Origin of the sequence: Streptomyces sp. NPDC048196 (assembly GCF_040652715.1) — a bacterium.
GTDB lineage: Bacteria > Actinomycetota > Actinomycetes > Streptomycetales > Streptomycetaceae > Streptomyces > Streptomyces siderophoricus.
Genome location: NZ_JBEZMM010000001.1, coordinates 572,556 through 590,968, shown reverse-complemented (window position 1 = coordinate 590,968; position 18,413 = coordinate 572,556). Strand labels below are relative to the sequence as shown.

General features: G+C 68.7%; 18 protein-coding genes. 12 read left to right on the top strand and 6 right to left on the bottom strand.

Features of this window, described 5'->3' with window-relative positions:
• Positions 1-14: 14 nt before the first annotated feature.
• The gene (locus AB0E02_RS02795; protein WP_362135214.1) at positions 15-722 is read right to left on the bottom strand and encodes a helix-turn-helix domain-containing protein; all 708 of its coding nucleotides are present in this window, start codon (positions 720-722) and stop codon (positions 15-17) included.
• A 164-nt stretch (positions 723-886) separates the two neighbouring features.
• Positions 887-2,134 carry an MFS transporter gene (locus AB0E02_RS02790; RefSeq protein WP_362135212.1) on the bottom strand — a complete coding sequence of 416 codons (1,248 nt, stop codon included), beginning with the start codon at positions 2,132-2,134 and terminating at the stop codon, positions 887-889.
• A gap of 122 nt (positions 2,135-2,256) precedes the next feature.
• On the opposite strand from AB0E02_RS02790, the gene AB0E02_RS02785 reads away from it, so the two are divergent.
• Complete coding sequence (locus AB0E02_RS02785; RefSeq protein ID WP_362135211.1) at positions 2,257-3,228, top strand: LysR family transcriptional regulator; 972 nt, start codon at positions 2,257-2,259, stop codon at positions 3,226-3,228.
• 90 nt (positions 3,229-3,318) lie between these two features.
• The gene (locus AB0E02_RS02780) at positions 3,319-3,825 is read left to right on the top strand and encodes a carboxymuconolactone decarboxylase family protein (protein WP_362135209.1); all 507 of its coding nucleotides are present in this window, start codon (positions 3,319-3,321) and stop codon (positions 3,823-3,825) included.
• Between the two features lie 214 nt (positions 3,826-4,039).
• On the opposite strand, the gene AB0E02_RS02775 is transcribed toward AB0E02_RS02780, so the two are convergent.
• A complete protein-coding gene (locus AB0E02_RS02775) occupies positions 4,040-4,873 on the bottom strand; it encodes a dienelactone hydrolase family protein (protein WP_362135207.1) in 834 nt (277 codons plus the stop codon).
• A 181-nt stretch (positions 4,874-5,054) separates the two neighbouring features.
• On the opposite strand from AB0E02_RS02775, the gene AB0E02_RS02770 reads away from it, so the two are divergent.
• The 3 genes from AB0E02_RS02770 (at position 5,055) to AB0E02_RS02760 (ending at position 7,675) form a co-directional block, all read left to right on the top strand.
• On the top strand, positions 5,055-6,158 hold the full coding sequence (locus AB0E02_RS02770) for a helix-turn-helix domain-containing protein (RefSeq protein WP_362135205.1): 1,104 nt from the start codon (positions 5,055-5,057) through the stop codon (positions 6,156-6,158).
• A 172-nt stretch (positions 6,159-6,330) separates the two neighbouring features.
• Positions 6,331-7,452, top strand: coding sequence for an FAD-dependent oxidoreductase (locus AB0E02_RS02765; RefSeq protein WP_362135203.1), 1,122 nt, complete (start codon positions 6,331-6,333; stop codon positions 7,450-7,452).
• On the top strand, positions 7,436-7,675 hold the full coding sequence (locus AB0E02_RS02760) for a hypothetical protein (protein ID WP_362135200.1): 240 nt from the start codon (positions 7,436-7,438) through the stop codon (positions 7,673-7,675). Before AB0E02_RS02765 ends, AB0E02_RS02760 begins: the two co-directional genes overlap by 17 nt.
• A gap of 259 nt (positions 7,676-7,934) precedes the next feature.
• On the opposite strand, the gene AB0E02_RS02755 is transcribed toward AB0E02_RS02760, so the two are convergent.
• Both AB0E02_RS02755 and AB0E02_RS02750 read right to left on the bottom strand, forming a co-directional pair.
• The gene (locus AB0E02_RS02755) at positions 7,935-8,060 is read right to left on the bottom strand and encodes a hypothetical protein (protein WP_362135198.1); all 126 of its coding nucleotides are present in this window, start codon (positions 8,058-8,060) and stop codon (positions 7,935-7,937) included.
• A 425-nt stretch (positions 8,061-8,485) separates the two neighbouring features.
• Positions 8,486-9,238 carry a DUF4232 domain-containing protein gene (locus AB0E02_RS02750; RefSeq protein WP_362135196.1) on the bottom strand — a complete coding sequence of 251 codons (753 nt, stop codon included), beginning with the start codon at positions 9,236-9,238 and terminating at the stop codon, positions 8,486-8,488.
• Positions 9,239-9,383: 145 nt separating this feature from the next.
• Between AB0E02_RS02750 and AB0E02_RS02745 the strand changes: the two genes are divergently transcribed.
• Positions 9,384-9,899, top strand: a complete 516-nt coding sequence (locus AB0E02_RS02745; RefSeq protein WP_362135194.1) for a GNAT family N-acetyltransferase — start codon at positions 9,384-9,386, stop codon at positions 9,897-9,899.
• Between the two features lie 101 nt (positions 9,900-10,000).
• On the opposite strand, the gene AB0E02_RS02740 is transcribed toward AB0E02_RS02745, so the two are convergent.
• A complete protein-coding gene (locus AB0E02_RS02740) occupies positions 10,001-10,423 on the bottom strand; it encodes a MarR family transcriptional regulator (protein WP_030410160.1) in 423 nt (140 codons plus the stop codon).
• A gap of 182 nt (positions 10,424-10,605) precedes the next feature.
• On the opposite strand from AB0E02_RS02740, the gene eno reads away from it, so the two are divergent.
• The 6 genes from eno (at position 10,606) to AB0E02_RS02710 (ending at position 18,407) form a co-directional block, all read left to right on the top strand.
• Positions 10,606-11,883 carry a phosphopyruvate hydratase gene (gene eno, locus AB0E02_RS02735; protein ID WP_362135191.1) on the top strand — a complete coding sequence of 426 codons (1,278 nt, stop codon included), beginning with the start codon at positions 10,606-10,608 and terminating at the stop codon, positions 11,881-11,883.
• A gap of 477 nt (positions 11,884-12,360) precedes the next feature.
• Positions 12,361-14,223, top strand: coding sequence for an FAD/NAD(P)-binding protein (locus AB0E02_RS02730; RefSeq protein ID WP_362135189.1), 1,863 nt, complete (start codon positions 12,361-12,363; stop codon positions 14,221-14,223).
• Positions 14,224-14,229: 6 nt separating this feature from the next.
• Positions 14,230-15,477, top strand: coding sequence for a hypothetical protein (locus tag AB0E02_RS02725; RefSeq protein WP_362135187.1), 1,248 nt, complete (start codon positions 14,230-14,232; stop codon positions 15,475-15,477).
• Positions 15,470-16,750: an ATP-grasp domain-containing protein gene (locus tag AB0E02_RS02720; RefSeq protein ID WP_362135185.1), complete on the top strand. Its 1,281-nt coding sequence runs from the start codon at positions 15,470-15,472 to the stop codon at positions 16,748-16,750. Before AB0E02_RS02725 ends, AB0E02_RS02720 begins: the two co-directional genes overlap by 8 nt.
• An 11-nt stretch (positions 16,751-16,761) precedes the next feature.
• Complete coding sequence (locus AB0E02_RS02715) at positions 16,762-17,973, top strand: MFS transporter (RefSeq protein ID WP_362135183.1); 1,212 nt, start codon at positions 16,762-16,764, stop codon at positions 17,971-17,973.
• 14 nt (positions 17,974-17,987) lie between these two features.
• Positions 17,988-18,407, top strand: coding sequence for a cobalamin-dependent protein (locus AB0E02_RS02710; RefSeq protein WP_362135180.1), 420 nt, complete (start codon positions 17,988-17,990; stop codon positions 18,405-18,407).
• The last annotated feature ends 6 nt before the right edge of the window (positions 18,408-18,413 follow it).

The following is an 18,413-nucleotide window of genomic DNA, read 5'->3' as shown; positions in this document are numbered from 1 at the left end:
GGCCCCTTTCTATGTCAATCAATATTGTTTTTAGAGCTCTTGACCACCACGCAGCACTCCCCCGGCCGGGCGTCCATGCGGGCGCGGACCGGACCGTCCGCGCCGAGCAGCCCCTCCAGCAGCGCGAGATTCATGCCGCAGACGAGTGGCGGAAAGCGCTCCGCGACGGCATGGAAGGGGCAGTTGCGCATCCGCACGACCGCCGCGGCTTCTCCGGTCGCCTCCTTGGCGCCTTCGGCGTCCGGGATGCCGGCAACGCTTTCCAGGTGCGGTTCGTAGCCGCGGGCGGCCAGCATCGCCATGGCCTCTTCGAGGTCGCTGCAGGGCGCCGCCGAGCCGCGCAGCGCCTCGCCCCGGCGGCGCGCGGCCGCGCAGAGCCCGGCGTCGAGCCCGGCCTGCTCGGCGGCCTCGGCGAGCAGTTCGGCGGCGGTGCGGTAGTCGCGGGCGGGCAGTGACACCGCCCGTTCGGCCCGCGCCCGGGTGTACACCTTGGCGGGGCGGCCCGCTCCCGGCCCCGAGCGGCCCGTCAGCCGGCGGCTGCCGCTCTCCAGCAGTCCGGCCTCGGTCAGCCTGTCCAGGTGGTGCGCGGCGAGCGTGCGCGCCACCCCGGCTGCCTCGGCGGCCTCGTTGCGGCCGACCTCACGCCCCTGTGCCACCACGTACTCGTACAGACGGCGCCGAACCGGATCCTGCAGCGCCGCGATCGCGTCGATGTCCTCCACCCGGCCATTCTAGGAACAACGCAGGTAAGAGATAGAAGGGCGGGACGCGGCCCCTGCTGGGCCGCACTCGACCCGCCGCGGGGCGAGCGGGGCCTTGCGATGAGTTGCAGTGAGATGTGGTGAGTTGCGGCGAGTTCCGGTGAATTTGGGTGATTTGTGGGGAGTCATGCGGCCGGGACCTCTTCGGCCGACACAGCGGGTTCGGGGGCGGAGAAGTGTGTCCGTTTGGGGAGCAAGAGCGGGGTGGCGAGCAGGAGCACGCCGGAGAGGGTGATCGCGGCGAGGGGGCTGGTGAGTGTGGCGAGGATGCCCCAGATCGCCATGAGAGCGGCCTGTACGAGTTTGCTGCTGACACTCCATGTGCTGAGGACTCGGGCGGCGTGGTCCGCTGGAGTCCGTTGCAGACGTTCCGTGGCGTAGATCGGGTTGAAGATGCCCATGCAGGTGATCAGCAGGCCCTCGACGATGATCACGGTGAGGAGGCCGGGGAGGCCGGGACGGATGAACGCGAGACCGAGCGGGAAGAGCGATCGCAGCCAGCCGGAGGCGGTCAGGACCCGGTGCCGGCCGTAACGCTTCACGAGGCGTGCGGAGAGGCGGGCGCCGACGAAGCCGCCGAGTGCCGGGATGCCGAAGGCAAGACCGTACTGCCAGGCCGGGAAGTGGTATTCGCCCAGCAGGAGCACGGCCAGGAGCGGAACGGTGGCCATGATGAGGCCGCTGACCAGGATCGAATTGATGAACAGGCGGCATAGTGCGCGGTCGCGGAGGATGATCCGCCAGCCGCCGAGAAGGTCGGCTGCGCGCAACCCGGCGGCCGGGTCGCGGGGTGCCGCGACGTCGCCGCCGCGGATGCGCAGGACCGCGAGCGCGGACAGCAGATAGCTGAGGGCGTCGGCCAGGACCGTGACGACCGGGCCGAGCAGCCCGACGAGCGCGCCGCCGAGGGGCGGGCCGGCCGCGGTCGCCACCCAGCTCGTGCCCTCGAATCTCCCGTTCGCGGCAAGGAGGTGCTCGCTGCGGACGAGGTACTTCAGGTACGCGCCGGATGCGGCGGTGAAGGCGATGCTTGCGGTGCCCGAGATGACCGAGACGACCAGCAAGTGGACGTAGGACAGCAATCCGAGGAAGTACGCGATCGGGACACTTGCCATCGCGAGGAACCGGGCCAGGTCCATCGCGATCATCACCGGACGCTTGGCCCGGTGCTCGACCCACGGCCCGAGCGGGAACGCGACGACCGCCGCGACGGCAAGCCCGGCCGCCTCCAGGAGCGACACCGCGAATGCCGGCGAGTGCAGCACTCGAACCGCGATGAGCGGGAACGCTCCGAAGGCTATCCATGTGCCGTACGTGCTGACCGCGTACGCCGACCACAGCCAGCCGAAACCGGACCCCCATTTCACGCGCACATCACTCCTCCGCTACAACCGATGTTTGGGCCCCTGCATCACATCTGCTATGGAGGAGCAGGATCAAACAACCACCTTCCGTCGAGCCACAACGATCGGTTGGGTGGGCATAGGCTGGATCCATGGATACCGAGGCAGTGCGATCGTTCGTCCGGGCGGCCGAGCTCGGACAGCTGCAGCACGCGGCCGACGAGCTGGGCGTGACCCAACAAGCGATCTCGAAGCGGATCGCCACCCTGGAGCGCGAGCTGGAGGTCCGGCTGTTCACCCGTACCGCCCGAGGGGTCCAACTGACCCTGGACGGCCAGGCGTTCCTCTCGCACGCACGGAGTATCGTCGCGGGTGTCGATCGCGCCGTCACCGCGGTCAGACCGGGCTCGCGGGCCCTTCGGATCGACGTTCTCGGCTTTCGGACCGCGCAGGCCGTCCTGCTGCACGATTACTGGCGGTCGCATCCCGAAACCGACCTCGACGTGGTGACCGTCAGGGTCAACGACCCGCACGAGGTGGCCGCCGCCGTCCAGGCAGGCGATCTCGACGCCTCGTTCCGCACCGTCACCGATCCGGCCACGCTGCCGCGCGAGGTGCAAATGATCCGCGCCTTCGACTGCCCACTGGAACTCCTGGTCGGCCCCAGACATCCGCTCGCCTCCGCACGCACACTGGCACCGGCCCAGCTGCGCAAGCTCCGGATCTGGGTGCCGGGCATCGCACCCCGAAGCGAATGGGGCGAGTTCTACGACCAGCTCGCCACCGCATTCGACCTCCGCATCGACGCGGCAGGCCCGAACTTCGGTAACGAGGTACTCCTCGACGCCCTCGCGGACTCCGCCGACGTGGCCACCCTCGTCAGCGCGCGCGACCGGTACATCTGGCCGACCAATTACGACCTGCGCCGCATCCCGATCGCGAACCCGACGCTCGCCTATCCGCTCTCCCTGATGTTCCCCAGAACGAATCCGCACCCGGGGCTCCGGGCGATCATCAACCACTTCGCAACCCTGACACCGGTCCCCGAGCCGGCCTGGCTTCCGTCCTGGGCACGACACCACGCCGCAGCGCCGACGACATCGCGCACAGCTGGCACTCAGTGAAATAGAAGCAGGAGGTCTCCCTCGGTCACATTTCTCTGCCGCGATCCGTCAGGGCAGTGACAGCAACACGAAAGCCCTTAGGAGACGGTGATGGAAACGCGTTCGATCACGGCGGAGATCCCGATGGTTCCGCGGATGACCGAGGACCCTGCGGAGCTCGTACCCGAGCTGGCAACGGTGTCGGCGGCGCTGTTCAAGCTCACGGGCAACGGTTCGGTACCGCGCTCCACGATCAGTCTGGTCCAGCTGCGGGCAGGCCAGATCGTCGGCAGCACTTACCTGACGGTTCTGCACACGGGCTTCCTGCGCAAGGCCGGAGAGTCGGAGGAGCGCATCACGTCGGTGGCCTCCTGGCAGGACTCGCCGTACTTCACCGGTGCCGAGCGTGCCGCACTGGCCCTTGTGGAAGCCGTGCTTCAGCCGTCCGCGCACGGTGAGCGGGTCTCCGACGAGCTGTATGCCCAGGCAGCGGAACACTACGAGGCCAAGGCGCTCGCCACCCTGATGTTCGCGATCGGCCAGGTCAATTTCTTCATCGCCGTCGCACTCATCGCCAAGCCGGTGCCCGGCCGGTCGTTCACCGACCCGTGGAATTGATACCGCCTGGGTAACGGCTGGCCCGTCCGGATCCCCTGCGGGATCCGGACGGGCCCACCCGCGCAATCATGGAGCACCAACCGGCCGGAACGTCATGCGACCACCCATCGGACACGCCCGAGGGGCCACCTTGTCGACCATTGGCCGCGCCGATGGGCGTGCCGGCGAGGGTGAGGGCGGCGAGGTGGTGGTGGCCGGCGGACCAGTTGCCCGGTCAGGTGGCGGGGAGCGGTCGGTTCCCGTGCGGGTGCAGGCGGTCGGTGAGGAAGGCGAGGATCTCGTCGCGGGCCCGGACCGTGGGGTGGCCGGCCTCGTCGACGAGATGGGCGGTGACGACGCTGTGCGGGGTGCCGACCAGGTCGGCGAAGAAGGGCGGCGGGGCCGGGTTGGCGGCGCTGTCCGGGAGGACGCGCCCGTCGAAGGCGTCGCCGAGCAGCGCGCGGTAGGCGGCGAAGCGCTGCCCCGTGCACCACCGGTCGCCCTCGAAGCGGTAGGCGAGGACGGTGAGTCCGTCGCGGTCGAGCCGGTCGCGCACCGCGCGCGCGTCCGCCGGGTCGAGTTCGAGTCCGCCGGGGTCGTCGAGCGGCAGCGACGGGTGGTTGACCACCGGGGCGATCACCGCCGGCTCCAGGGCCATGGTGAGGGCGAAGTTGCCGGTGAAGCACAGGCCGATCGCGCCCACTCCCGGCCCACCGCACGCGGCGTGGGCCTGGCGTGCCAGGCCGCGCAGCCAGAGGGTCACCGGGCTGGTGCCGCCCCCGGCGAAGGCGCGGAACTCCGCGCTGACACAGGCGCGGCGGACGACCTCCCGGCCGCCCTCGACCGTGGGGAAGGCGCCGTCCGTCCCGAACAGGGAGGGCACATGGACGGTGAAGCCGGCGTCCCGCACCCAGCGCGCGAGCCGCAGGACGTCGGGGCTGATGCCCGGCATCTCGGGCAGCACCACGACCGCGGGCCCGGCCCCGGCCACGTACACCGTCTTCTCCACCCCCTCCACGGCCACGCTCCGGCGGGTGAAGTCGGTGATCGGATCGTCGTCGTCGCTCATGGGGCCAGCCTCGTCCGAGGGCCGGTCGCCGGGTGAGGGGCCAGATCGCCAAGGCCAGGGGTAATCTCGCCACACGCGAGGGAGGCCGGCGGTACGCGTGTCGGCGATCCGGGCACGGGGACGCGGAGACACGGGGACGGGAACGGGCACGGGATCGGGGACGCCAGGGGGTGCGGGAGCGATGGCGGAGGCGGCGCGGCAGGTGGAGGACGGTGCGGGGCCGGGCGCGGGAGCGGGTGCGCTGCGGGTCGGAATCCTGGCGTACCCGGACTGCTTCGCGTCCGAAGTGTTCGGTGTCCCCGACCTGTTGACCATGGCCGGGCATGTCGCCGGACCGGACGCGCCCGGCTACCGGGTGTCGGTCGTCTCGCCCCGCCGCCGGGTCACCGCCTCGGGCGGCGCGAGCCTGGACGTGTGCCCCTTGCGCGAGGTCGACGTCCTCGTGGTGCCGGGCTGCGAACTGCGCCCGGACACGGACCTCGACGCGCGGCTCGCCCGGCTCGCCCCCGAGATCGCGGCGATCCGCGCGCAGGCAGCTGCCGGCACCGCCGTCATCTCCCTCTGCGTCGGCGCGTTCCTGCTCGCCGAGGCCGGGCTCCTCGACCGGCGCCGGGCCACCACCTCCTGGCTGCACGCCGGCGAACTGGCCAGGCGCTGCCCGGACGCCGACGTGCGGCCCGAGCACCTGGTCGTCACCGACACGGGAGTGACGACCACGGCCGCCTTCAGCGCCATGTACGACTTCGCGCTGGATCTGATCCGCCGGCACAACGGTGCCCGGGTGGCCCGCACCACCGCACGGTTGGCGCTCGTCGACGACGCGCGGAACTCCCAGACCCCGTACGTCGACCCGCGGCTCCTCCCCCAGCCCGGCCGGGAGTTCTCCCAGCAGGTCATGCGGCGGCTCGACCAGAACCTCGCGGAACGGTACGACCTCGCCGCGCTCGCGGACGCCTTCCGGGTCAGCACCCGTACGCTGCTGCGCCGCTTCGCCGAAGAGACCGGACGCAGCCCGCTGGCCCACCTGCAGGCCTCCCGGGTCCGTCGCGCCCGCCACCTTCTGGAGACCACCGACCGCACCGTCGCCGCCGTCGCCGCGGCCGTCGGCTACCAGGACCCCGGCACCTTCGCCGCCCTCTTCGCCCGCCACACCGGCCACCGCCCGAGCGTCTACCGGGCCGCCTTCCGCCGCAGGGCCCGGGCGTCCGCCCCGGACGGCGGCGGTCAGGTCGCTTTCCGATCGCCGGATCGTCGGTCTGCTTGTGAGGGACGGGAAGACTTCTGACGCCGCGTGGGCGTTTGATCGCGCCGTTGCCGCCACCCGAGGTCGTTCATCGCGCCCTGTTACGCAACGTGTTCAACATCTAGCTCCCCGTGGCATACCCATGTGTCGATCGGGGCAGGTAGGGCCCCGGAGCGGTGGGCTCGGCCCGCGGCAGGGAGGGAGCAGCAGGCCTATGAGTACGGATTTCCGGCACGCGGTGGTAATTGGGGCAGGCCTGGCGGGGCTTGCAGCCGCCCGTGTCCTGGCCGACAGCTTCGAGGCTGTCACCGTCATCGAACGCGACACGCTCCCGAGTGCGTCCACGCCCAGGGCCGGGGTTCCGCAGGGGCGGCATGTCCACGGCCTCCTGGCCATGGGTGCCGAGGTGTTCGAGGGATATTTCCCAGGCCTGCGCGCCGAGTTGGGACAGGCCGGTGCGCCGGTGTGGGACTGGGGCGAAGGGCTGTGTGCCGTATTGCCCCATGGCACCCCGCCGCCCACTCCGATGGGCATGCCGATCCAGACCTTCTCCCGCCCTCTCCTGGAACACGTTCTGCGCCGGCGTGTGAGGGCGTTGGAGCCCGTCACCTTACGGGACGGGCTGACCGTGACCGGCCTGCGCACGGCCGGTCCGGGCAAGGTCAGCGGGGTGCACGTCAAGGACAGCGACGGCGAGGACGCGATCGTCGCGGACCTCGTGGTGGACGCCTCGGGCCGTTCCTCCCACCTGCCGCAATGGCTGGCCGCCTTGGGCCTGCCCACTCCCCGTACGCTGACCGTCGATGCACAGGTCGGCTACGCCTCACGTACCTACGCCTGCCCGGACGGACAGTCCCGGCCCTCTTGGATGGGCGTGCTGCAACCCCTGCGGGCCCCCGACTTCCACAAGGGCTGCTACGCGATCCAGATCGAGAACGACACACTCCACGTCACCCTGCACGGAGCCGGCGGGACCCAACTCCCGTACGACGACGATGACTTCCTCACCTTCGCCAACAGCCTGCGCGGCCCCATCGCCGACACCATCGCCTCCCTCACCCCCACCTCCGCCGTGCGCCGCTACGCCCGTACGGTCAACCGACAGATCGCCTACCACCGCATGGCCCGCTGGCCCGACGGGTTGATCGCCCTGGGGGACGCGGTGTGCGCCTTCAACCCCGCCTACGGTCAGGGCATGACCGTCGCTGCCCTCGAAGCCCGCCTCCTGGCGCAGATGCTCCGCAGCCGGGGCAGCCGCATGCCGCTCGACGGGCGGGACTTCCAGACGGCTGGCCCGCCTCACTGCCTGGTCATGGCTGATGGCAACCATCCCTGACCGTGCCTGGGAACAGTCGCGGCCCACCTGGCCGGTCAAGGCCGGCAACTGGTTCATGAACCGCCTGATCGACACAGTCCCCCACGATCCGAAGGTGTACACAAGCTTCTCCAGCCTGTTCCACATGACCGCGGGACCCCTGGCCCTGGCCGACCCACGCATGCTGGCCCGTATCCTCGCCGGCCCCCGCCCAGCCGGAAGCCGGCGCATCGCCACGGCCTGATCCGCAGGCGTCGAGGGTCCCGAGACCTCCGTCGGCCAACGCTTCCGGTTGGCTCACCGGCCGGTCCCTCGACCCCGCCCCGGCGCTCGGTAGAAGAGCCGTCGAAGGAGCGAAGTCCCCGGCTGGACGGGGGTGGCCAGCCGGGGACTGACATGGCGTGTGCCCCTCCAGCGAGCGAGAAAACCCGCCGGCTGCCGTCCCGGGGTGCCTGCGTGGGTGCCTGCTTGGGTGACTGCGTGGAGTGCCGCAGGTAGCCGCTCTACGCGACCTGCATGTGCACGAGCGGTTCGAGCTGAGCGGCCCATTCCGGGTACTTCGTGGTCTTCTGCTCGTGCAGCGCCATGAGCTTGCCGCGCGGCGCGGCTACGCGCAGGCGTGCGTGCATTTACCCGCCGAGTCCCCCCGGCCGAGCTGCGCGAACTGGCGGACGCGGCCGTGGACACCTTCCTGCGGGCATACGGCAACCAATGAGCGACCAGGGACGCCACCTCGCGGCGACGTCCGGTCAAAGCGCCCCGGGAGCGCGCTGAACTCTCCGCAGGTGACGAACGATGCCCCCGGTTCCGCTTCGGAACCGGGGGCATCGCACGGCACATCGATGACCGGACCCCACCCTGACCGAACGAGCAGCAACCCGCAGCCCCTACTCCGGCCCGGCTCGCAGCGGCCCGCCGGGCCTCCGTCAGCCGCCTGCCCGGCAGCGCATCGCACGGTGCCGGGTTGCTGGGGAGTCACGCACTGAGGGATCGTCCCCTTCCGCTGCCCTGTCCGAACGTCCAGAACGTCCAGGCAGGGCAGCGCCGAGGGCGGTCAGCCGATGGGGTTGACGAAGGTGGCCGGGTGGGTGGCGCCGGTCTGGTCGACGAGCGGGCCCCAGGGCCACTTCAGGGTCAGCGAGGTGGTCTCGTTCGGCGGGGTGACGGACGCGAAGGCGGGCATCCAGGGGTGCTCCTCGTTCTTGCCGGCCATGCCGAGGTTGATCGTGAAGTCGGTGCTGTCTCCGGGCTTCAGGGTGATCGAGCCGTGCTTGGCCGAGGAACGGGCCAACGACCAACTCTGGCCGCCCTTCTGAGACTTGAGGTCCACGCCCGGGAAGCCGCCGATCACGCAGGTGCGGCTGCCCTTGTTGGTCAGCACGATGCTGGTGGTCGTCGCGCCGCCCGCGTTCGGGTCCGGGGTCGCGTCCTCGCCCGTTGCGAAGACCGCCTTGAGGCCGGAGGTGTGGCAGCGCTGAACGCCCGAGCCCGCCGCCCCGCCGCCGCCGGAGGCGTGCGCGCGGCCCGACTGCTTGTCCGACTGCTTGCCCGCCGCGGCTCCCGCCTTGCCGTCGGCCTTGGCGCCAGGGCCCGTCTGCGCGTCGGAACCCTGCGCTCCGGCGGAGGAGCCCGCGCCGCTGGACTCGGCGGCCGCCATGCCCGAGTCCGAGCGGCTCGCGGCCTTCGCGCCGTCGGCGTCCGAGCCGGAGCAGGCGGTCAGGGTGAGGCCGGCGGCCGCGGTCAGGGCCGCGGCGGCAATGCGCAGGGTGCGGCGGCGAGCGGTGCGGACAGTGGTGGTGGAGCTCATGTGGGGTCCCCCGGGCGGTCGGTGTCGTGGTCTCCTCGGTACGTCACCCACTCTGATCGGGGCCACTATCGCCGGGCTGCCGCTCCGCTAACGCCCGGCTAACACGGGCGTGAGGAGTTGGACGGCATCCACCGAGGGAAAGCTGATGCCTATGGGACCTGCCATCAGAGGGACGATGACGCGCCTCGTTCCCACGTCCGAGGGGGACGTGGACCTGCTGGCGGGTTGGTTCGCCGATCCCGACTTCGTGGAGCACTGGGGCCGGGTTCCGTTATCGCGTGAGGAAGTGGCCGCCAAGTATGTGGGGCGCCGCCGGCCGGAGGTCGAGTCATTCCTGGTGCTCGCCCAGGGAGTGCCGGTGGGCTATGCGCAGTACTGGTACGCGGGCGCTGTGGAAGGCGGTCTCGACATGGTGCTGGTCTCCTGGGCGCGGGGCCGCGGTTGGGGACCGGACGCGGCTCGTGCCCTCGTGAGCCATGTGTGCGGAACTCTCAGGTGGGAGCGGGTGACGGTCGATCCCGCCGCGACGAACGTCCGGGCTGTACGCGCCTGGGAGAAGGCGGGCTTTCGCCGCGTGTCCAGCGACGGGGAGAGCCTTCTGCTGGAGTACCGCCCTGCGGGCGATGCGGACTTCCCCCTCCCAGCGCAAGCCCTTGGGTGACGGCGGAACAACCCGACACCAGAAGGCCCTCATCTCATTCAAGATTCAAGGACCGCTCAAGGCGCGTCGTCGCCTGTCACCAACGTCCCGGCGCAGCACACCTAGTGCGCCGCGAGTCGCTCCACCAGCCCGATCCCCCGCGCCAGCAACTCCCGCTCCTCCCCCGTCAATTCCGCCTCGATCGCCCGCGCGAGCCAATCCGCCCGGCGCCCCCGCTCCTCCTCCAGCAGCGCCTGCCCTGCAGACGAGAGCTCGACCAGGCTCTTGCGACCGTCGGTCGGATGCGCCCGGCGCGTGATCAGCCCCTGCTCCATGAGCAGTCCCACGGCTCGGGCCATGGACTGCGGGCGCACCCGCTGATCCGCCGCCAGTTCGCTGGTCGTCATCGCGCCGCTGCGGTCCAGCGCACCGAGGACGGCCACCTGACCGTGCGGCATCTGATCTTCGAGCTTCACGCGCCGCGTGAGCTTTCCCATCGCGGTGCGCAGTTCGGCCGCGACGGCGGCGGATTCCGGAATGGGCATATCGAATTTTAACGCAGCACTGCTGCACAGCCGAACTGCGCAGCAGGCCTGAACAGCAGAACTGCACAGCCAAACTAAACAGCACAACTGCACAGCATTGCTGTAGAGTCTTCTGCGCCGGGTCCAGCGCCACCGTCGCCGCGGCCGAACCCGGCACGCATGCGACAACGGGAAGGGCTCCCATGACCGCCATCACCTCCGTCACCGGCCGCCGCGTCCTCGACAGCAGGGGCAACCCCACCGTCGAAGTGGACGTGGAACTGGCGGACGGATCCATCGGCCGGGCCGCGGTCCCCTCCGGCGCTTCGACCGGCGCCCGCGAGGCCGTCGAACTCCGCGACGGCGACCCGGCCCGCTGGCACGGCAAGGGCGTCGACCAAGCCGTACGCCACGTCAACACCGAGCTCGCAGCCGCCGTCACCGGTCGCGAGGCCGAGGACCAGGCCGGCCTCGACGCCGTCCTCGTCGCCACGGACGGCACCCCCACCAAGTCCAGGCTCGGCGCCAACGCGATCCTCGGGGTCTCCCTGGCCACCGCCAAGGCCGCGGCCGCCGCCCACCGCCTGCCGCTCTACCGCTACCTCGGCGGCTCCGACGCCCGGCTGCTGCCCGTACCGATGATGAACATCGTCAACGGGGGCGCGCACGCCGACAATCCCCTGGACTTCCAGGAGTTCATGATTGCCCCGATCGGCGCGGAGACCTTCGCCGAGGCCGTGCGGATGGGGTCCGAGATCTTCCACACCCTGCGCCGCGACCTCCTCGCCGCCGGGCACTCCACCGGCGTCGGCGACGAGGGCGGCTTCGCGCCCGCCCTGCGCACCGCCGAAGAGGCCCTCGACTTCGTGGTGACCGCCGTCGAGCGCACGGGTTACCGGCCGGGCACGGACATCGGCCTGGTCATGGACCCGGCGTCGTCCGAGTTCTTCCGTGAAGGCGTCTACGACTACACCGGCGAAGGAGTACGGCGCACCCCCGCCGAACACGCCGACTACCTGGTCAAGTTGATCGACGCCTACCCCATCGTGTCGATCGAGGACCCGATGGCCGAGGATGACTTGACGGGGTGGCGGGACCTCACCGCACGGGTCGGTGCGCGCTGCCAGCTCACCGGTGACGACGTGTTCTGCACGAACGAGACCCTCCTGCGCGAGGGCATCGGCTCCGGCGTCGCCAACTCGGTCCTGGTGAAGGTCAATCAGATCGGCACCCTGACGGAGTCCCTGGCCACCGTCAACGCCGCCCACCGGGCGGGCTACACCGTCGTCATGTCGCACCGCTCGGGAGAGACGGAGGACACCACGATCGCGGACCTGGCGGTGGCCACGGGCTGCGGCCAGATCAAGACCGGATCACTGTCCCGCTCCGACCGCACCGCCAAGTACAACCAACTCATCCGCATCGAGGAGCAGTTGGGCGGCAGTGCCCAGTACGCAGGCGCGGAAGCCTTGCGTCGCTAGCTCCTGCCTCATTGGTCAACGCCGCGCCCAGATGAGGATGCGGCGAGGTGGAGTGCGGCCTGGTAGGCGAGGCGAGTTTGCCGGTGCGCCTGGCCAGGCCGCGCTACCGTTCGCAGCGGTTGATGCACCGTTCGGCGGCGTTCCGTTGCCTGTAGGCCTCGGCGCCGAACGCGCTCCGAGCAATTTCTTCCGAGTAGCGGCATGGGACCGGTGAGACGTAGATCACGCCAGGGCGATGTTCGCACGCAGTGTGCATGCATAGGGCCGAATGTCCGCATTCCCCGGTCCCTTATGGCATGTTCCGCGCCGTCCGCCCCGCCGGAATGCCCTTGTTTTGGTCACGCTCCGTGGATCACTCCGGTATTCAGTGCCTTCGTAAATCCATTTACCGGATGATCACTCCGGCATAAAGTCCGGTACGGCTCGGACGGAACGCCTGACGTTCCACACTTTCCCCCACCCCCAGCGAGGGACCCTGTGAGCGACGTCAACGGCTCCCCCCACGTCTACCGGATCGCTATCGTCGGATCAGGACCAAGAGGGCTCGCGGTTCTTGAGCGCATCGCGGCGCGACTCCAGGGCCTCTCCCATCGTTCCAGGATCGACATCCACCTGATTGACTCGACCGAAGTCGGGTGCGGTCGCATCTGGCGCACCGACCAGGACGATTTCTACCGGATGAACACCGTCGCCGACGAGGTGACCATGTTCTCCGGTCCCGCGGACGACGGGCCGATCCGTCCCGGCGCGGGTCCGTCGCTCGCCGAATGGTGGCGGTCTTGCGATGCACGAGTGGGCAGCAATGAATACGCTCCCAGAAACCTTTACGGCCGGTACATGCGGTTCGTCCTGGACATAACGAAGAAGACCCTGCCGCCGGCGGTTTCCTTAGCGGGGATTCATGACCGGGTCATCGACGTACGCCGGGAAGCCGAAGTCTTCCACGTGTGCCTCGATGGCGGACGCACACTCCAAGCCGACAGCGTCGTCCTGGCAACCGGGCATGGCCTTCCTCGCCTCAAGGACAACGAGCTCGCTTTTGCGGACTTCGCCGCCCGCACACCCGGAATCCAGTACATCCGGAGCGACTCTCCCGCGGAGATGAACCACGAAGGAATTTCCGCGGGCGCACCGACCGGGGTCATCGGACTCGGTCTTTCGTTCTATGACGTGGTCTTTTCCTTGACCGAGGGGCGCCAAGGAAAGTTCCTCGAGGTCGCGGAGAACGAGTACAGCTACCAGCCGAGCGGTCACGAGCCTCTGATCATCGCGGGCTCCCGTAGCGGGTTGCCGCTGCTCGCCCGGGGGAGGAATCAGAAGGCCCCCGACCATTCCTACCGGCCCACTCTGTTCAAGGCCGATGAGATCCTTGCAAGGTCTTCCGGTCGCCCCCTGGATTTCCGGTCGGATGTCGCCCCGTGGGTCTTGGCCGAAATGCACCTGGTGTACTTCTCGACGCTTGTGCGCGGTCTGGCCGGCGCATCCTCGGAGTCTGCGTTCGTCAAGAAGGTCAGGGAACGCGGCACCAGTGATCCCCTGGTGATCAGGGACGTCGCCGAGGCCTTCGGGGTCCACGCCGAACCCGTCGACTTCTTTGCCCTGGCGCGTCCGTTCGACGGGCTCTCCTATGCATCGCCGCAGAACTTCACGCAACAGGTGATGGCGTTCTTACGCAGGGACCTCCGGCACGCCGAGGCCGGGAACCGGCTCGATCCGCTCAAGGCCGCGCTGGACGCCCTGAGAGATACACGCAGCGAGATACGTAAATTGGTGGACTTTTCGGGGCTCACCGCGCAGTCGCACGCGAACGATTTCCTCGGATGGTTCAGCCCTCGCAGTTCCATGTTGTCTTCGGGACCGCCGAGAAAACGCGTGTACCACTTGCTCGCGCTGCTCGAAGCCGGAATCGTGCGCATCGCCGGCCCGGGGACCCGTTTCGGTGTGCGTGAATCCACCGGCCGGTTCACCGTCGGATCGCCGGAAGTCGCCGGCTCCGACACGGAACTCGACGCCCTCATCGACGCCAGGATTCCCGGCGTGGATCTGTCCTTGGAAACCTCTCGCCTCATGGCCAACCTTCGCGACCGGGGGACGTTGACGGAATACGTCAACCGCAACGGAGAAGACGTCTTCAGAACCGGCGGTGTGGCGACGACAGGCGCGCCTTTCCATCCCGTAGGGCGAGACGGCTCATCGCCCGAGGGCCTGTACGTGATCGGCATTCCGACGGAGAACACCCGCTGGTTCACCTTCGTCGGAAGCGGCCGGCCCGGCCCCTGGAACGAGTTCTTCAATGATGCGGACGAAATAGCCAAGCATATACTCAGTCGAGCAGGATGAGGCACCGTGGAAAACTTAATCATGACGCCGCTCAAGGTGTTGCTCCGCAATACACCACAGGAATGGTCCGAGGCCACCCAGAACACCGCCCACCTGTTGACGGGAACAGACCACGATCATCCGCCGGAATGGATCAAGGATCACTACGGGGAGGCATTCCCGGAAATTGAATGCTTCCAGAATTACGCGATGAACGACCTGGTCGGAAAGCGGGCCGACCGCCTGCTCGCGAACGGCGGGTTCAAGCGGATCATCCCCATGGCGGAGGCCGACGTCCTGCGAGCGGCATGGCTGCGCGAACGCCACGGGTTGACCGGTATCCGCTCTGAGGACGCGGTCTACCTGCGCGACAAGTTCCTCATGAAGCAGTGCGCCTCTGCGGCAGGCATTCCGGTGGCCGAGTTCAGGAAGGTCCGCAACGCCTTCGAGCTGCTCGACTTCGCGGACGCGGTCGGCTTCCCGGTCGTGCTGAAGCCGATCTCGGGCAAGGGATCGGCCGAGACCTTCATCCTGGACTCGGAGGCGGAGCTGGACTCCCTGCTGAGTGCGGGAATCTTCGCCGGCATCGACCGCGAGCCGGACATGCTCGCCGAGGCCTTCGTCGACGGGACGCAGCTACGCGTCGATGGCTACTACTCCCAGGGCGTCTGCCGCTTCATGAGCGCAGCCCGGTATATCGGCAGTCATATCGATTTCCTGCACGGCGGATTCATGGGCAGCACCATGCTCGACGCCCGCAGTGACCTTTCCCGGGAAGTCATCGGATTCACCAGGAATCTCTTGGAGAAGGTGCTTCCCTTCGGACCCGACGGGCTCTTCCATGTGGAGCTCTGGCAGCGTCCGGACGGCGAGCTCGTCCTCGGCGAGGCCGCGCAGCGGCTCGGAGGCGGCTCGATCTTCGAGGAGAACCGCGCCAGTTTCGGGGTCGATTTCAAGATGGCCGCGGTCCGCGCGTTCTGCGGGTTCGAACCGCATGACTGGCCGCAAACGGAAGCCCTGCAGGAGCAAATCGCGGGCCAGACGACGATCTCTCCCCGAGCCGGGGTCATGACCAAGGTTCCGCAGGCGGCTCCGTTCGACTGGGTGCTGGACTACACGTACGCCCCTGCCGGACGCCGCTACCAGGCCATGCGGCACACCAACGGCGAGATCGCGACCTTCCTCGTTTCCGGCGAGACCAGTGACCAGGTCGAAGAGCGCCTGCGCGCATGTGTTGACTGGTTCTACGCGAATACGGAGTGGTCGGATGAGTGAGGAGCGCGCGGCGCTTGCCGAACACCTCCTCATGATCGGCGGAGCACGCGAGATCCCGAGGAACTGCTTCCAGGCCGCTCCCGGACTCCGGATCAGCGTGATCTGCCGGCAGGAGGTCGAAAGCAAGGTCTGGGACAGGAAGGACCTGCACCGGCTGCTGATCCTCGATCGTGAGACCGGCCGGGAGGAATGGCTGAGCATCGCCCAGGCCATCCATGAGCACGACCGCATCGACGCGATCGTCAATTTCACCGAGTCGGATGCGGACAAGACCGCTTACCTCGCAGAGAAGCTGGGGCTGAGGTGCTACTCCGGGCACACCGCTCAGTGGGTCACCGACAAGTACCTCATGCGCGCCCGCCTGAACGAGACGGGCGTCGATGACACTCTCGCGAAAATAGTCGTCGGTCCGGACGGGCTGGCCAAGGCCGCCGGGGAGCTCGGCTACCCCGTCATTTGCAAGCCCGCCGGAGGTATCGGAAGCCGGGGCATCAGCAGACTGGCGTCCCCCGCGGACGTCCCTCGGGCCTTCACATGGAGTGCGGAGGGAACCTCAGGCCTGGACGCGGTAGAGCTCATTGCCGAGCCCTTCCACCAGGGCCGGGAGTTCAGCGTCGAGTGCATCAGCGAGGGGGGCCGGCACTTCGTGGCCGGGATCACCCAGAAGTCCATCGATCAGGACAGCTTCGTCGAAGTCGGGCACCTGGTGCCGGCTCCGCTTCCCGAAGCGGAGGCGGCGGCGATCTCCGACACCGTTCGCCGGATGCTGGACGCGCTGGAGATCCGGGACGGCGCGACCCACACCGAGGTGATCCTCACCGAGAACGGTGTCCGGATCATCGAGACCCACCTACGCTACGGCGGCGACCGGATCCCCAACATGCTCGCGGCCGCGACGGGGATCGATATCCAGAAGGCCTGGGCCCGTCAGGCGGTCGGCCACTCGATCACCGCGGAGGTCGAGGGGGCGATGAGGCGTCACGTGAGCGGTGAGCGCGCGGAATTCGCAGCCATCCGGTACCGGTGCGCCGACCGCCGGGGCGTGCTCACCGCAGTCCACGGCATCGAGGACGCCGAGCGGATGCCCGGCGTGGCGGAGGTCGCCACGGTTGCCGGTGTCGGTGAGCACATCGGCGAACTCACCGGTTCGCTCGCGCGACTCGCGTTCGCCTGGGCACTCGGCGCGACGCCGGAGGAGGCCGCCGAGCGAGCTTTGGCGGCAGTGGAGTCGCTCACCTTTGACCTCAAGGACGAACCGGGACGCCGCCAGTGATCCTGCGATCCATGTCGACCAACGTCCGATTACTGGGCATAGCCGTCTTCTTCAACCTGCTGGGCCGGGGCGCCTTCATGGCCTCCTCGGCGCTGTATTTCACCAGGTTCGCGGGGGTGACGCCCGGCCAGCTCGGCGTGGGACTCGCGGTCGCCGGCGCCACCGGCCTCGTCTCCGGTGTCCCGTTCGGGCACCTCGCTGATCGGCGGGGCCAGCGTGACGTGGCCGCCGTGCTCCTGATCCTCAGCGCGCTGGCCGCCGTGTTCTTCCTGGTGGTCGACGGATTCGTCCAATTCACGGCGGTCGCCGTCGTGTTCACGTTCATCGAGAGGGGCGCCTACGCGGCGCGGCAGGCGGTCCTCTCGACCCTGACCGCCGGTGAAGACGCGACCCTGGCGAGGGCCCAGATCCGCACGATCGGCAATCTGGGCGTCGCGATCGGCAGCGGTATCGCCGGCCTGGCGATCTGGGCCGACACCCAAGAGGCCTACCTGGGCGTGATCGGCTTCAACGCGGCGTCCTATCTCATCTGCGGCCTCGTCTTCTTCGCGCTACCTCGCATCGCGGCCGTGCCCGTGAAGCCCGGCGCCTCCAGGCTGCCGGTCCTGCGGGACCGCCGGTACACGGCCGCCACCATGGTGAACATGATCATGGTGATCCATTTCGCCATGCTCGACATCGGATTCCCCTTGTGGATCGCCCAGCACACCAATGCCCCGCACTGGATGACGGCGGTGCTGATTCTCTTCAACACTGCGGGCTGCGTCCTGTTTCAGATATCCGCCTCACGCAGGATCGGAACGCTCGACTCGGCGCGGCGGTCATGGCGCTTGGCCGGCTTCCTGTTCCTCGGCACCTGCGTTCTCACCGGCCTGGCGGACGGCGCTTCCGCACTCGGCGCCTGTGTCCTCCTGCTCGTCGCGGCAGGCCTGCATCTCTATGGAGAAATCATCCAGTCGGCAGCCGGCTGGGTCATCAGCATCGACCTCGCTCCGGCCGGTCAGAACGGCCAGTACCAGGGACTCTTCACCACCGGATTCGCGTTCTCCCAGATGGTCGCCCCCTTCGTCATTTCGACCCTGGTCATCGAGAACGGAACGATCGGCTGGGTCTGTCTCGGTGCGACCTTCGCGCTCGCCGGGATCGCGATGACCCCGGTGCTGCGCATCGCCGGCGGAGCGTCATCGGCCAACCCTTGCGATAAGGAGATAGCCCGCTCGTGAGTTCTCGTCCCCCCGTGGCGGTTGTCACCACCATCAGCTCTGACGCCCACACGTGGAATTTGGTCTATCTGCAGCTCGTTCTCGAAGAGTGCGGGTGGCAGGTGATCAACCTCGGCCCCTGCACCCCGGTCGGACTCGTGGTCGAGTCCCTCACCGAGTCGGATGTCGATCTCCTCGTGGTCAGCACCGTCAACGGTCATGGCCTCCTGGAGGTGCCCGCCCTGCTCGACGCCGTCCTTCGAGTGCCGGAGCGAGTCCGTCCGCCCGTCGTCCTCGGTGGCAAGCTCCACACCCACGGAGAGATCCACGATGATGAAGTGCAGCGATTGCGCGATATGGGCTTTGCCGAGGTGTTCGTCAGAGAGACGGCCGTCGATGCTTTCCGCTCGTACCTGTCCGGCTTTTCGGTAAGTTCAACGGCGACCGCGGCTTAAGGATCG